The organism is Stenotrophomonas maltophilia group sp. vghtpe118 (assembly GCF_052605195.1).
In genome coordinates this window covers 1,534,696-1,548,047 of sequence record NZ_CP199672.1, presented here as the reverse complement: position 1 = coordinate 1,548,047, position 13,352 = coordinate 1,534,696, and the positions used below count along the sequence as shown (strand labels likewise).

At 68.0% G+C, this 13,352-nt stretch carries 17 protein-coding genes; 8 read left to right on the top strand and 9 right to left on the bottom strand.

Annotated features, from left to right (window positions below; genetic code table 11):
* Nucleotides 1-67: 67 nt before the first annotated feature.
* Nucleotides 68-1,144 (top strand): HDOD domain-containing protein, encoded by a 1,077-nt coding sequence (locus tag ACUDTM_RS07285; protein WP_180884613.1) that lies wholly within the window; start codon nt 68-70, stop codon nt 1,142-1,144.
* Between the two features lie 3 nt (nt 1,145-1,147).
* On the opposite strand, the gene ACUDTM_RS07280 is transcribed toward ACUDTM_RS07285, so the two are convergent.
* The 3 genes from ACUDTM_RS07280 to ACUDTM_RS07270 all read right to left on the bottom strand — a co-directional run bounded on the left by ACUDTM_RS07280 (nt 1,148) and on the right by ACUDTM_RS07270 (nt 4,113).
* Nucleotides 1,148-2,704: a phospholipase D family protein gene (locus ACUDTM_RS07280; protein ID WP_445391230.1), complete on the bottom strand. Its 1,557-nt coding sequence runs from the start codon at nt 2,702-2,704 to the stop codon at nt 1,148-1,150.
* A 162-nt stretch (nt 2,705-2,866) separates the two neighbouring features.
* A complete protein-coding gene (locus ACUDTM_RS07275) occupies nt 2,867-3,565 on the bottom strand; it encodes an RNA pseudouridine synthase (RefSeq protein WP_005418190.1) in 699 nt (232 codons plus the stop codon).
* Between the two features lie 47 nt (nt 3,566-3,612).
* Complete coding sequence (locus ACUDTM_RS07270) at nt 3,613-4,113, bottom strand: M48 metallopeptidase family protein (protein ID WP_053499398.1); 501 nt, start codon at nt 4,111-4,113, stop codon at nt 3,613-3,615.
* Between the two features lie 63 nt (nt 4,114-4,176).
* On the opposite strand from ACUDTM_RS07270, the gene ACUDTM_RS07265 reads away from it, so the two are divergent.
* Both ACUDTM_RS07265 and ACUDTM_RS07260 read left to right on the top strand, forming a co-directional pair.
* Complete coding sequence (locus tag ACUDTM_RS07265) at nt 4,177-4,734, top strand: DUF2058 domain-containing protein (protein ID WP_005418186.1); 558 nt, start codon at nt 4,177-4,179, stop codon at nt 4,732-4,734.
* A 170-nt stretch (nt 4,735-4,904) separates the two neighbouring features.
* The gene (locus ACUDTM_RS07260; RefSeq protein WP_072169104.1) at nt 4,905-5,171 is read left to right on the top strand and encodes a DksA/TraR family C4-type zinc finger protein; all 267 of its coding nucleotides are present in this window, start codon (nt 4,905-4,907) and stop codon (nt 5,169-5,171) included.
* Nucleotides 5,172-5,777: 606 nt separating this feature from the next.
* On the opposite strand, the gene ACUDTM_RS07255 is transcribed toward ACUDTM_RS07260, so the two are convergent.
* Together ACUDTM_RS07255 and ACUDTM_RS07250 are read right to left on the bottom strand one after the other, a co-directional pair.
* Nucleotides 5,778-6,371 (bottom strand): mechanosensitive ion channel family protein, encoded by a 594-nt coding sequence (locus ACUDTM_RS07255; protein WP_005418176.1) that lies wholly within the window; start codon nt 6,369-6,371, stop codon nt 5,778-5,780.
* A 35-nt stretch (nt 6,372-6,406) separates the two neighbouring features.
* Nucleotides 6,407-6,586 (bottom strand): hypothetical protein, encoded by a 180-nt coding sequence (locus tag ACUDTM_RS07250; RefSeq protein ID WP_061480628.1) that lies wholly within the window; start codon nt 6,584-6,586, stop codon nt 6,407-6,409.
* 126 nt (nt 6,587-6,712) lie between these two features.
* Between ACUDTM_RS07250 and ACUDTM_RS07245 the strand changes: the two genes are divergently transcribed.
* The 3 genes from ACUDTM_RS07245 to ACUDTM_RS07235 are packed head-to-tail and all read left to right on the top strand — an operon-like array spanning nt 6,713 to nt 8,714.
* The gene (locus ACUDTM_RS07245) at nt 6,713-7,291 is read left to right on the top strand and encodes an RNA polymerase sigma factor (RefSeq protein WP_445391229.1); all 579 of its coding nucleotides are present in this window, start codon (nt 6,713-6,715) and stop codon (nt 7,289-7,291) included.
* Nucleotides 7,288-7,821, top strand: coding sequence for a hypothetical protein (locus tag ACUDTM_RS07240; RefSeq protein ID WP_445391228.1), 534 nt, complete (start codon nt 7,288-7,290; stop codon nt 7,819-7,821). The genes ACUDTM_RS07245 and ACUDTM_RS07240 overlap by 4 nt, the downstream gene beginning before the upstream one ends.
* Before the next feature lie 11 nt (nt 7,822-7,832).
* Nucleotides 7,833-8,714: a DUF4097 family beta strand repeat-containing protein gene (locus ACUDTM_RS07235; RefSeq protein WP_061480626.1), complete on the top strand. Its 882-nt coding sequence runs from the start codon at nt 7,833-7,835 to the stop codon at nt 8,712-8,714.
* A gap of 49 nt (nt 8,715-8,763) precedes the next feature.
* Here the strand turns inward: ACUDTM_RS07235 and ACUDTM_RS07230 are convergent, their stop codons facing one another.
* From ACUDTM_RS07230 to ACUDTM_RS07220, 3 genes are all read right to left on the bottom strand, one after another.
* Nucleotides 8,764-8,946 carry a hypothetical protein gene (locus ACUDTM_RS07230; protein WP_005410566.1) on the bottom strand — a complete coding sequence of 61 codons (183 nt, stop codon included), beginning with the start codon at nt 8,944-8,946 and terminating at the stop codon, nt 8,764-8,766.
* A gap of 11 nt (nt 8,947-8,957) precedes the next feature.
* A complete protein-coding gene (locus ACUDTM_RS07225; RefSeq protein ID WP_072169117.1) occupies nt 8,958-9,251 on the bottom strand; it encodes a YkgJ family cysteine cluster protein in 294 nt (97 codons plus the stop codon).
* Between the two features lie 229 nt (nt 9,252-9,480).
* On the bottom strand, nt 9,481-10,842 hold the full coding sequence (locus tag ACUDTM_RS07220; RefSeq protein WP_065185477.1) for an Hsp70 family protein: 1,362 nt from the start codon (nt 10,840-10,842) through the stop codon (nt 9,481-9,483).
* Nucleotides 10,843-11,021: 179 nt separating this feature from the next.
* On the opposite strand from ACUDTM_RS07220, the gene ACUDTM_RS07215 reads away from it, so the two are divergent.
* Nucleotides 11,022-11,357 (top strand): zinc ribbon domain-containing protein YjdM, encoded by a 336-nt coding sequence (locus ACUDTM_RS07215; protein ID WP_010482882.1) that lies wholly within the window; start codon nt 11,022-11,024, stop codon nt 11,355-11,357.
* A gap of 7 nt (nt 11,358-11,364) precedes the next feature.
* Here the strand turns inward: ACUDTM_RS07215 and ACUDTM_RS07210 are convergent, their stop codons facing one another.
* A complete protein-coding gene (locus tag ACUDTM_RS07210) occupies nt 11,365-12,516 on the bottom strand; it encodes a transglutaminase domain-containing protein (protein WP_188240755.1) in 1,152 nt (383 codons plus the stop codon).
* 229 nt (nt 12,517-12,745) lie between these two features.
* Here ACUDTM_RS07210 and ACUDTM_RS07205 point away from each other — a divergent pair, with 229 nt between their 5' ends.
* Nucleotides 12,746-13,348: an HD domain-containing protein gene (locus tag ACUDTM_RS07205; RefSeq protein ID WP_188240756.1), complete on the top strand. Its 603-nt coding sequence runs from the start codon at nt 12,746-12,748 to the stop codon at nt 13,346-13,348.
* The last annotated feature ends 4 nt before the right edge of the window (nt 13,349-13,352 follow it).

Below are 13,352 nucleotides of genomic sequence, written 5' to 3'. Positions count from 1 at the left end.
CCGGATTCGCGTGAAGAGGCAGGCGGTCAGTGACGGCAAGGGCACCACAACGACAGGGCAGGCGGCGATGACAGCGGCCTGGTGGCGATCGCTGCGCGGCTGGCTGGCGCGTTCGACCGGGGCGGCACCGTCGCGGCTGGTTGCTGCGTCCCGCCAGGCGGTGGCCGCCGCAGCGGCGAGCCTGCAGGGCGAAGCGCTGCCCCCGGCCGAGATCGCTGCACATCTGCAACGTGGCCTGCATGCGCTGGCCCTGTACCCGCGTCTGGCCGGTGAATCCACGCCGGTGCAGGCCGCAGGGCTGGGCGAGGCGGTGGCGCGCGCGCTGCAGGACCGCAACTGGGCGGCCAGGCAGCTGCCCCGCCGGCCGCAACTGCTGCCGCAGCTGATCCAGACCGTCAACGACGATGCCGCCTCAGCGCGGGTGATGGCCGCGATCATCGGCCAGGACCCGGTACTGACCGGCAACCTGCTGCGCATCGCCAACAGCCCGGCCTACAAGGTGCATGAGCGCCCGGTCGAAAGCCTGCAGCGGGCGGTGACACTGGTGGGTACCGAAGGCGTGCGGCAGATCATCAGCGCGGTACTGGTGCAGCCGGTGATGCAGGTGCAGTGCGAAGTGTTCCCGCAGTTCAGCGCGATCATCTGGGAGCACGCGCTGCTGGCCTCGCGCGCGGCCGCCGATCACGCACGTACGGTCACCTTCGGTGATGCCTTCGCTGCGCAGTGGCTGGGCCTGGTGCAGGGACTGGGCGCGTCACTGGTAATGCGCCAGCTGCTGCAGGAAGCGCAGGCCCGCGGCGAGGCCGTGGAGCCGGCGTTGGCCCTGCAGCTGCTGCAGCAGTGGTCGTTACCGTTGGCGCAGCGGGTCGCCGCCGCATGGGAGCTGCCTGAACCGGTTCACCAGGCCCTGGCGGTGGATGCAGAAGGGGCGCTGGCCGACAGCCTGCGCCTGGCCAGCGCCGCCGCAGCGGCCAGCCTGTTGTGCCGCCATGGGCATGCCAGCCAGAGCCGCATGCTGGCGCTGCTGGAGCAGCTGCCTTCAGCGCCGCCGCATGCATTGCGCTGGATCTGGCGGCGCCTGCATGGGCGCAGCGTGGAAACGCTGGATGAGGCCGGACAGGACCAGGCCGGCCCGGCGGCCTGAGTGCTACAGCTGCGATTCGACAGGCAGCCAGCTGATGGCCCGCGACAACCAGCGTTTGCGCGCCGTTGCCCCTGGCTCGGCCTCGACCCAGTGCGGTGGCGGCTCGCGCTCCAGCCAGCGCAACCGGCCACGGTCGTCCAGCGCCAGCCACCAGCTATGCCTGGGGTCTGCCAGGCGCAGGTACTCATCGCGCAGCCGCGCCCCCAGCACCGGGTCGTCGAACAGTACGCCCATTTCGGTGTTGAGGTAGGCCGAGCGCGGGTCGAGGTTGAACGAGCCGACGAAGCCGCGGCGGTCGTCGACCACGAACGCCTTGGTGTGCAGGCTCGCGCCGCTGCTGCCGAACATGCCGGCATCGCCGGACTGCCCCTGCGCCTTCAGTTCGTACAGGTGGACGCCCGCTTCGAGCAACGGCACGCGGTAGCTCATGTAGCCGCCGTGCACGGCAGCGACGTCGTTGGCAGCCAGTGAGTTGGTCACCACGCCGACCTGCACGCCCCGCCCGGCCATGGCCGAAAAGCCATCCAGGCCTTCGTCGCCTGGCACGAAGTAGGGCGAAATCAACAACGTTTTGTGCCGGGCGGCCTGCAGCTCGCTGATCAGGGTCGACACCAGCCAGGCAGCGCGATCATCCTTGCGATGCTTCATCGGCGGGTCCGAGACGATGCGCACTGCACTGCTCCAGTGCAATGGCTCGGGACTCGGGCGCTGCCGCTGGCGCGATTTGGCCACGCGCGCAAGGTAGGGCCGGGCCACGTCCCGCTGCGCCTCATGATCCGATTCGCGCACCAGCAGGCGCAGCTGCGCATCGGTATGGAAGGCAAGCGCGGATACCGGAATGGCGGCCTCGCTGTTCCAGTAGTCGTCGAAGATCCGGTTGGCCTGCTCCACGGCAGGGCCGGCGACCAGCAGGTCCAGATCCTGGAAATTCACACCGGTGCGCGCGCTGAAGTACTCCTCGCCGATGTTGCGGCCGCCGACGATCGCGACGCGACCATCGGCGATCCAGCTCTTGTTGTGCATGCGGTGGTTCACGCTGAAGAAGCGTTGCACCATCTCCACCATGCGCAGGATGCCGGTCCGGTTGCGGAACGGGTTGTAGAGGCGGATTTCAATGTTGGGGTGCCGGTCCAGCGCCATCATCAGCGCGTCCTTGTCCTTGGCATTCATGTCATCGAGCAGGATGCGCACGCGCACACCGCGCTCGGCGGCGTCATGCAGCGCCTTGGCCATCAGGTGGCCGATCAGGTCGTCGTGCCAGATGTAGTACTGCAGGTCCAGGCTGCGGCCAGCGTGCGCGGTGATCATCGCGCGCGCGGCGAAGGCATCCATGCCATCACCGAGGAACGCTACGCCTGATTGCCCGGGATGCGCGTCCTGCAGCGGCACGATCTGCTGGTCGATGCGGGTCTGCGCCGGCTGCAATGGCAGTACATGCGAGGGCGCGCCCTGTGCCTGTGGCGTGAGATGGTCGGCCAGCAGCAGCCCGGACAGGACCAGCAGCAACAGCGCGGCGAGGATGATTGCAGCGACGCGCAACAGGCGTCGCCACAGGGGCATGGGCAGGCTCATGCCTCGATGGTAGATCCACGCCCTGCGTGAAGGAATGCCTGCAGGATCGATAGGGCATCAGCGCGCTTGCCTTCGGCAACGGATCCGACCCCGGGGCGTCAGGATGGGGGCGGACCCGTTTCCGCAGGAAAGGGCCCTGACCCGCAGGCCTCAGAACCGCTCGTCGCTGCCCAGGTAACGCCACTGCGCCGGCGGCAGCGGCCCCAAGGCCACGCGGCCGATGCGCAGCCGGCGCACGGCCAGCACCTGCAGCCCGGCGGCGGTCACCGCCACGCGCAGCCCCTTGGCGGTCAGCCCCTTGCCGGCAAAGCGCAGGCGCTGCTCGCTTTGCCAGCTGACCTTGGCGCCGCCGGATTCCTGCTGCAGCCGCGCCAGCAGCCACGGTCCTCGCTCGGGGCCGCCTTCGGCCACTTCGATCAGGTACTCCTGTTCGGTGCGGCCCAGATTGCGCTGTAGATGGGCCAGCGTGGCCGGATCCTGGCTGACCACCACCAGGCCGCTGTCGCTGGCCGGAAGCGCAGCGGCCAGCTGCAGGCCGTGGAAATGGCGCTGCAACGGACGGATGTCGCTGGCATCAAGTTCGCTGCGGCTGTCACTGCTGACCAGCGCACACAGGGTCTCAGCAGCAACGCCGGCCGGCTTGTGCAGCAGCATGCTGACCCGCTCGGCCTTTTCATCACTGGCCTGCTCGGCCACGACGATCACCACGCTGTCATCGACCGGGCGCTGTGGCTGTTCCACCACTTCGCCGTCGACCGTTACCCAGCCGCCTTCGATATAGCGCCGCGCTTCGCCGCGGGGGATGCCGAGCAGGGCGGACAGGCGTTTGTCGAGACGGATCGGTTCCATGGCGGGCAGGTCGGGCAGGGGGCGCGCAGTGTAGCTGCTGCGGCCGGTCAGCGCTGGCTGCGGTTGGCCAGCTCGGTCAGGTAGAGACGGGTATCGAACTCCAGCTGCAGGTAATCCGGTTCCATGTGCTGGCACAGCTGGTAAAAGGCCTTGTTGTGGTCGGCTTCCTTCAGGTGGGCCAGCTCATGCACCACGATCATGCGCAGGAACGCCGCTGGCGCCTGGCGGAATACCGTAGCGATGCGGATCTCGCGGCTGGCCTTGAGGCGGCTGCCGTGCACGCGGGAAATGGCGGTATGCGTACCCAGCGCGTGCTTGATCACTTCCAGGGTGTTGTCGTAGCAGACCTTGTTGAGCGGCACCGACTTGCGCAGGTAGCGATCTTTCAGCGCCTGGGTGTAGTCGTACAGCTGGCGGTCGCTGCGCACCTCGTGCGGGTCGGGATAGCGCTGCTGCAGCCAGGGGCCGAGCTTGCCCTGCGCCAGCAGTTCGCTGACCTGGGCGACCAGGGGTTCGGGGTAGCCGGTGAGGTACTTCAGGACTGCCATGCAGGGGCGGCGGGGCGTCGGTAGAATGGAAGCATCCAAGATTACACGCGGTATGTACCAACCATGGCAAAGCCCAACGCGCTGCAGGAACAATTGCTCAAGGCCGGTCTGGCCAAGAAGTCGCAGGCCAGCGCCGCCGCGCGGGAGCAGGCCAAGGCCCGCCAGGGCAAGGCCGAATCGGCCTCGGCCGAGGTCCAGCGTGAGGCTGAACGTGCCCGTGCCGAGAAGGTCGAGCGCGACCGTGCGCTGGCCGCCGAGCGCAATGCCCAGGCCAGGCAGGCGGAACAGAAGGCGCAGGCGAAGCAGATCATCGCGGCCCATGCCGTGCCCCACAAGGGCGATGACGAGTATCGCTTCAGCGATGGCGCGGCGATCCGCACCCTGCTGATCGACCCCAAGCTGCGCAAGGCGCTGTCGGTGGGCGTGCTGGTCATCGTCGCCAATGGCGAGGGTTACGCCCTGCTGCCGCGCGCCGCCGCCGAGAAGGTGCGCGAGCGGGCCCCGGAGGCGATCATCGTCGACCACGGCCAGCCGGGCTCGACTGCCGAGATCTCCACCGGCAACGCCGAGGACGACGCCTACTACGCCCAGTTCCAGGTGCCGGACGACCTGATCTGGTGAGCAAAAAGGGGACGGAGGGGATTAAGTCGCGATCGACCTGATTGGATCCGTTGGCGTTCTGCTCAGCTTGCTGAAGGCGCACCGGCCATGGCTCGGCGCAACACAGGCCTGCTCCTTTGTGCGCGGGTGTATCGTCCCCATATCAGGCGACACACCTGCGGAGGAAGACCATGGCCACTGGTTGGGCGGGAGATGGCGCGGTGCAGGACCAGATCGACGCCACCGTCGACGATGCGATCGCCCGCGCGCGAGGCCAGCTGCGGCAGGGCCCGGGCCTTGAACACTGTGAGGAATGTGACGCGCCGATTCCGTTGGCGCGACGTCGTGCTGTGCCGGGAGTTCGCCTGTGCGTGGCGTGCCAGCAGGCGCATGACGAAGAAGCGCAGGCGCACGCCGGTTACAACCGGCGCGGCAGCAAGGACAGCCAGTTGAGGTAAAGGTTGTTCGGCAGGGCTGCGCCCTGCACCTGCTTGGAGCAACGGCAACGGCAACGGCAACGGCAAAAGCGTGCTATCCGTGGGATGGCGGGGTGGGTCCGATTGAGGGGGACGCTGCAAGTCCCCCTCCGGGGCCCGGCCCAGCCGCTGGCGGCTGTGCGTTCGGGCGCTTGCGAAGCAATGCTTCGCAAGCAAAGCGCCCTCACCCATGTAAGCTCGGCCGCCGCATCCATGCGGCTCACGCCCCCTCAACCGGACCCACCCCGCCTTCGACAGATTTCCGCGATCTGTTGGAACCTGCTGCTGATGGTGGGTGCCGACCGTTGGTCGGCACGGGGTCGGATCCAATTCTGACTATCGATATCTGACAGATGTGCCGACCAACGGTCGGCACCCACCAACAGCGCGCGGAATCTGTCAGAGGTGGGGCGGTGTGGGTGGGCAGGACCGTTGGCGCCATGGATGGCGCCATCGAGCCCCCATGGATGGGTTTACGGCGTGTCCTGACCACCCACACCGCCCCGCCATCCCACGGAATGCCGCTCTTGATCTTGCTTCGGCTTCGGCCTCTGCAGGTGCAGGGCGCAGCCCTGCCGAAAACCACCCTCAGCCGTCGCCCTGGATGCCGCCGGGCGCCTGCGCCGGGTCACGCCAGCGGCGCACCGTGCGCTGGAAGAACAGGTTGTTCGGCAGCTGCAGCACCGTGCCTTCGTGGCCGTCGCCGGTTTCCTGCAGTGTGGTGTAGATCAGGTTCACGTCGATCACCCGGCCTTTCAGGCCCGGCTTCTCGCCGTTCTCCAGCACTTCGATGTAGTCATGCAGGCGGAACGGGCGAGTGGTGAAGATCAGCAACGTGCAGAAGATGTTGGAGAGCACGCTCCAGGCCGCGAAGAAGGCCACTGCGCCCACGGCCGCGAAGCCGGTGAACGCGGTCCACAGCACTGAAGGCTTCGCGCCGAGCAGGCTGAGGATATACAGCAGGGCGCTGAAATAGACCACGAAACTGGTGATCCGGCGCGCGCCCATCACCATTTCAGGTGGCAGCGTGTAGTGCTCGGCAAAGCGCCGGATCAGGCGACGGGCCAGTACCCGCAGCAGCCAGGCGACCAGCAGCACCAGCACGATCTGCAGGGCCACGCCCGCGTAGTTCAGCCATGGGTGGCTCCAGGCCGGCAGGTGATCCTTCAGCGACAACATCATGGGGGCGAAAACAGGTGGCGGGAACGGCCTCGATGTTACCCGGCGCGTGCCGGGGTTTCGACCATCGGTGACCACGCCAGGCAGACCAGCTCCTGGCGATCCTGCTGCAGGCAGGCGCGGCCGTTGTCGGGGCACAACCGCAAGGACAGGCCCGATGCCTGCAGCACGACGCAAGCGACGATTACCAGCAGGGCGGCGCAGGATGGGCTGGACATGGCGGAACTCCCTGGAGGTGTTTTCTCGAATGACCATGCATGGATGCAGCCATCGTCGAAAAGGTTGCATGGCCTCGATTGGCGATCGGCTCTAAACCTTTTTCCGGGTCGCCGCATCCAAGCGATATGCTCGACACCACGATGCCATCGCCGCCTGCCGCCCACGCCCCTGTCGACGAACCCGCCCTGGTGCGGGCGGCCGCCGCCGGTGACACTGCGGCCTACGAACTGCTGTACCGGCGCCATGCGCCGCGCGTGTTCGCCGTACTGTGGCGCCTGTGCGGGGGCCAGCAGGCGCGTGCCGAGGATGCCCTGCAGGAAGCCTTCCTGCAGGCATGGAAGGCGCTGCCGGGGTTCCGGTTCGAAAGCAGCCTGTCGACCTGGTTGCATCGGCTGGGCGTCAACGCCGCACTGATGGAACTGCGCGGGCGCGCCGCCGGGCAGGACCACGACAGTCTGGAGGAGGTCGACGGCGGCCTGCAGGAGCTGGCGGTGCACGACCGTTGTGGCGGTACCGAGCGCGACCTGGAGCGCGCACTCGCGACGCTGCCTCCGAGGGCGCGTGCGGTACTGGTACTGCACGACATCGAAGGCTGGAAACACCAGGAAATCGCCGAGCAGCTGCAGATGGCCGTCGGCAGTTCAAAGGCACAGCTGCATCGTGCGCGCGGCCTGCTGCGCGCACGGCTGGGAGACATGACATGAGTACACACGAACACGATTGCGATCACGATCTGCTGGCCCGGCTGCGCGCGCTGCCGAACGAGCGCGATGTACCGGCCGATGGCTGGGCACGCCTGTCCGCGCGGCTGCCGCCGCGTGAACCAGAGGCAGCACCTGCGCCAACGGGCAACGTGGTGGCCCTGGCAACGCGTTCGCGGCGCCGCTGGTGGTTGCCGGCCGGCGCTGCCCTGGCTGCCAGCCTGGCGATCTACGCCGTGGCCCCTTGGCGGCATGCGCAGCCGGATATGCCGGTGCCGTCCGCGCTGCAGTTGCAGGCTGCGGCGATGACCGAGCAGTACCGGCAGGCGGTGGCCTCGCTGCCCGCAGGCCGGGCACCGGAATGGCAGCCGGCGCTGCACGAACTGGATGAAAGCGCGGCACAGATCCAGGCCGCGCTGGCGCAGGACCCACGTGCGCCTCACCTGCTTGGCCAGCTCAAGCGCACCTATGCGCTGCGGCTGGAACTGACCCGGCAGGCGGCCTATGCCGCCGAGTCCGGCCTGACGACCTGAGGAGACCCCCGATGACACGAACCCTGATGACCTGCTGCGCCGCGCTGTTGCTGCTGCCCGCGGTGGCCCTGGCTGACACCCGGATCGACGAACGCCACAACCTGGCCGCCGGCGGCCGCATCGAACTGAGCAACGTGGCCGGCAAGGTGACCGTGCGTGGCTGGGACCGCAACGACGTGCAGCTCACCGGTACGCTCAGTGATGGCCTGCAGCTGCGCCAGGAAAAGAGTGCCAACCGCGTCCGCTGGGAGATCGAGTATCCGCGTCGCAGCAACAACGGCGGCGCAACGCTGGTGCTGAACGTGCCGCGCTCGGTGGAACTGCTGCTGAGCACGGTCAGTGCCAGCCAGGACATCAGTGGCATCGACGTGCGCCGCCTGCAGGCCGACACCGTCAGCGGCAGCCTCAGCGCCTCCGGTCGCAGCGGTGACAGCAAGCTCAATACGGTCAGTGGCGGTGTCAGCGCGCGCCTGCAGACGCCGAAGCTGGACGTAAATACGGTCAGTGGCCGGATCGTGGCCGGGAGCGGCGTGTCCGGTGACATCGGTGCACAGACGGTATCCGGCCGGGTCGAGGTCGATGCCGGGCGGGTGCAGCGGCTAGCGGTGGAAACCGTATCGGGCAGTATTGACCTGTCGGCGGCCGGGCTGGCGCCGGGAGGCCGTATCAATGTCGAATCGGTGAGTGCGTCGGTCAACCTGCGCCTGCCGCGCGCCGTCTCGGCGCAGCTGTCGGTGAACAGCTTCAGCGGGTCGATCAACAGCGATGCTGGCCAGGTGGAGCGGCCGCGCTACGGCCCCGGCAGCCATCTTGATACGCGGCTGGGCAGCGGCGACGGTGATATCCGCATCCAGTCGCATTCGGGCAGTGTTCGGGTAAGCCTGGATCGCTGAGCGCGATCCGGCAGGCCGCGGCGGCAGCGCCGCCGCGGTCGCTACTGGGTCAGCTGGCTTTCTTCAGCGCCCAGGTGGTGCCGAGGACTTCGATCTTGCCACCGGCCTTGCGGAACGCTGCCAGGTCCGAAGCGATCGAATCGCTGCTGACCACGGTGCTGGCGGCCGCGCCCTTGCGTTCGCTGCGGATGCTGTTGCTGGCCTTCGCGGGGGTCTTTGCCTTGCGGGGCATGGTTGCTCCTGTCAGGTGGAAGGGGAGGAAAGCGCCCAGGCATCAGCCTGGCGCAGGTAGTCCTGCCGCTCGCGGCGGCAGTCACTGCCGCCCATCGAGAACTGGCGGCAGATCGCCGGGCGCTGCGAATAGATCGTGCAGCGCAGGTGATAGGGATCGATCGCCGCACACCAGCCTTCCTCGTTGCGCGCCATCACGGCACGGCCGTGGGTGTCGCGTGACAGGAACTGGCCGGGCACGTGGTCGCCGGACTGCAGCAACACGGGCAGCCGGCAACAGACCGCGTCACAACGGCGGCAGTCGATGGGTGCATGTGCTGCGTCAGGTTGTAAGGCCTCAGGGGCCTGGCGGGTGCCCAAAGCGGGTCTCGATGGCGGCTCCGGTGGTACGCGGACCATGAACGAGCCAGGAAGGCATGGCCGCTAGGCCCGCAGGGCGGGCCAGGCTGCACCGTGGACACACACCGGCGTGGCCGGTGGAAGGTACAGCAGGGTTCTAGCCGACCAAGAGTAACTTGGATCGCGTAACGTTTTGTTAATCCTGGCTGGCTGCCGCCAGCGCAAGGCCCTGGACCACGCCCAGCGAGGGCTCGCCGTGGACCATGCGGGCGCCCGGGAAGGCCTCCGCAACGGCCTGGCGCAGATACCCGGCGCGGGACATGCCGCCGGTCAGGAACACCGCGTCCGGGTCGCCGCCGATGTCGCTGCGGACCTGGGCCAGCAGCTCCCGGAGCTGCTCCAGATAACCATGGGCGGCTGCGGCCAGGCCGTCGGCGCTGCTGTCGGCATGCAGGTCGCGGGCGATGTAGTCCAGCGTGCTGCGATGTTCGCTGGCGGCGCTGAGGGCGATCTTGGCGCGCTCGACGTCGCGGTACAGGCGGGCGGTATTGCCGGTGTCCTGCAGGGCCTGCAGGCGCGCGCCCCACGGATTGTCGACATGGTCATACTTGTGCTGGCGGAAGTCGCGCTGGCGGGTCATGTCCTGCACGGTGGCCGCTTCCACGTAGTGGTGGGCGGGCACGCGGGTGATGCCGCGGCCGAACAGCGGCATGTAGCTGGACAGGCTCAGCGCCAGGTCGATGTCGGTACCGCCGCGGGCGATGCCCCAGGCGCGGTGGATGCGCGGGGCGTCGTCGCCGCCGACTTCGGCGTGGGCGATATCGGTGGTACCGCCGCCGATGTCGACGATCACGGCCTGGTGCCGTTCGCGGCTTTCGGCGTGATAGTGCATGGCCGCCGCGGCCGGTTCCTCGAGGAAATCGATCTGGTCGAAACCGGCCTGGCGGGCGGCTTCGCGCAGGATGTCCAGCGCCTGGTCATTGCCGGCCGCACCGATCGAGCTGCGGAACTGCACCGGACGCCCGAGCAGGGCCGCTCGCAGCGGCTGGCCAAGCTGGGCGCTGGCGGTCAGGCGGATGTGTTCGAGGATGTGCGCGGCGATGCCGGTGATGGTCTGCTTGGCGCGTGGGTGCAGGTTGTAGCCGAGCATCGATTTCGGGCTCTGCACCAGGTTGCCTTCGTGTTCCTCGAAATAGGCTTCCAGCGCTTCGTCACCGTAGACCGCATTCTGCAGCAGGTCGCTGGCACTGCGTTCCTTGCCGGCACGGGCCTCCATCCATTCCCGGCGCAGCGCGCGCAGGGCTTCGCGGCGCAGCGCCTGCGGCGTGCGTTCCTGGCCGGCGGCGCGCGCCGCACGCGCAGCGCTGTCGATCATCTGCTGCAGCTGGTGCTCCTGGCCGTCATCGAGCTGGAAGTCATCCGGGTCGGGCACCACGCCGGGGAAGTACACGCTGGTCCGGAACTGCTCGGCGTCGCCGAAGCGGATCGGCAGCAGCTTCCCTTCATGCACGATGGCGGCGGCGGAGTTGCTGGTACCGAAGTCGATGCCGAGGCGCATGGGGAGTTCCGGGGGCGATCAGGGGCCGCGCACTCTGCTGCAGTTCGCCGCCGACTGCAAGGTCCCGCAGCTTCCTGTTCCGGGCCGGGTCAAGGAGGTCGCGGCGTACTGCCCGGAAAAGGCCAGGGGAGCCGGGCGGTTACAATGGCGGCTGTTGATTCACTTTGAGGTACTTGCTGATGTCTTCTGCCCCCGCCTGCCCGCAGTGCACCCTGGAAAACACCTACGCCGATGGCGCGCTGTGGATCTGCGCCGACTGCGGCTTCGAATGGACCGCCGAGGAAAGTGCCGGTTCGACCCTGGTCGTGCGTGACAGCAACGGCAATACCCTGCAGGCCGGTGACACCGTCACCGTGATCAAGGACCTGAAGGTGAAGGGCTCCTCGATCCCGCTCAAGCAGGGCACCGTGATCCGCAACATCCGCCTGGTCGAGGACGATGCCGAGCACATCGAAGGCAATTCGGACAAGATCAAGGGCCTGGTCCTGAAGACCTGCTTCCTCAAGAAGGCCTGACCGGCCTTCAGCGCCTGGCCTGCTGCCGTGCGCGCCAGCGGGCCAGGCTGTCCAGCTTGGCCTGGTAGCGCGCCTGCTGCGGCGCCCCGCCCAGTTCCTGTGCACGCAGCAGCTCACGATCGGCGTGCTTGAGCTGGCCCGCCAGGAAATAGACCCGCGCCAGCCCGAAGTGGAACTGGTGCGCGGTGTCGTACAGGCGCACGGCCTGCCGGTAATAGCGGATCGCCTGCTGCAGTTGCCCGGCGCGTTCGGCCTCGGCACCGAGCATGTACTGCGCGAACGGGTCTTCGCGCTGCACCGATTGCAGCCGCTGCTCCAGTGCTTGGGCCTGCGCAATCATGCCGAGCTTGCGGTAGAGGGCGCTGGCGTTGGTGAGTGCAGCATCCTGGCGGCCGTCCAGTCGCAGCGCCCTTTCCAGTGCCCGTCGCGCGGCGGCGGTATCGCCCGTGCGATTTTCCAGCACGCCCAGGTTGTTCCAGGTGGCAGCGAAGCTGTCGTCCTGCGCCAGCGCGGTATCGAAGAAGGTACGTGCGCCCGCCAGGTCGCCGCTGGCCATGCGCTCGGCACCACGATTGTTGTAGAAGTGCGCCAACGCCCGCGCCTGGCTGATCGGCAGCGGCCCGCGGCGGTCGTACAGCACATTGCGATCCAGATCGACGGTGGCGAAGCGGCCGGCGAAGCCGACCCCGGCATTGACGTGGCCTACGCTGTAGACCAGGCCCTGGGCCTGGTCCTGGTACCACGACACCACCTGGCCGACCTCCTGCACGCGCGCCTGGATGCCGGCTTCGCGTGCCAGCGCCACGAACATCAGGGTAAAGGCCAGGCAGTTGGCGCGTCGCTGCTGCCAGATCTCGCTGACGGTAAGGGTCGCGTCGGCGTCGTACTGCAGGTCCATGCCATGGCGGTCGAAGATCATCTCCACCAGCGCCTGCAGGCGCTGCTCGCGCGAATAGCTGCGACGGGTCACCTGGGTGTGCAGCATATCGAGCATGGCCGGTGGAATCGCGAACACCTGCTGCGGCGTCGGAATCGTCGGCGCGGCGGTGCTGGCAGTGAGCGCAGGGACTTCGTTCGCGCCAGGGTTCAGTGCGATCGCGGAGGGTGCCGCCAATGCGGCCAGTGCGAGCAGAACGGATCGGGCGGCAGGACGGTACATGACGGCTCCCGGCAGCGGCGGGCGCTCCCGCCTGAGGCGAGTGTAGACCTGTGCGCGCCCCCCTGCAGTGACCGCTGGTCGGTACGCGCGTTCATCCACAGCCGGTGTGGACCAGCGCTCGACAAAGCTGTGGACAACCGCGTTGGGGCCCCGTGCGAAGGGCGTTGTGAGGGTGTGGTGAAAAAATGGCCAGCTTGCCCGCCACCGGCGCAGGCGGGATGATCCGGTCATGGACTTCTCCCCGCTGACGCTCGCTCCGGCGCAGTGGCAGGCGCTGCAGGACAACTATGCGACGCCACCACGTGCCTACCATCACTTCGGCCACGTGCGTGCGGTGCTGCAGCACTGCCAGGAGGTTGCCGACGGTCCAGGCTGGCAGCAGCCGGCCGAGGTCTACCTGGCCGCGCTCTACCACGATGCGATCTATGTGGCGGGGCGAAAGGACAATGAGGCGCGTTCGGCGCAGCTGGCCCTGCAAGTGATCGCGCAGGCGCCGGAACTTGCCACGGTCGACGCGGCCCGGGTCGAGCAGCTGATCCTGCTGACTGCCCGTCATGGCGAGCTCGGCCTGGACGATGTCGATGCCGAGGCCGCGTTGTTCCTGGACTGCGACATGGCGATCCTGGCCGCGCCGGAACCGGTGTTCAGCGCCTATGACCGCGGCGTGGCCGAAGAGTACAAGGGCGTGGTGCCGGGCTTCCTTTATCGCGCCGGCCGCCGCCGTTTCCTGCAGGGCCTGCTGCGTGCACCGCGCATCTTCCTCAGCGAATTCTTCCACCAGCGACTCGACGCGGCCGCGCGCGACAACCTGCGCCGGCAGCTGGGCCGCTGAACCA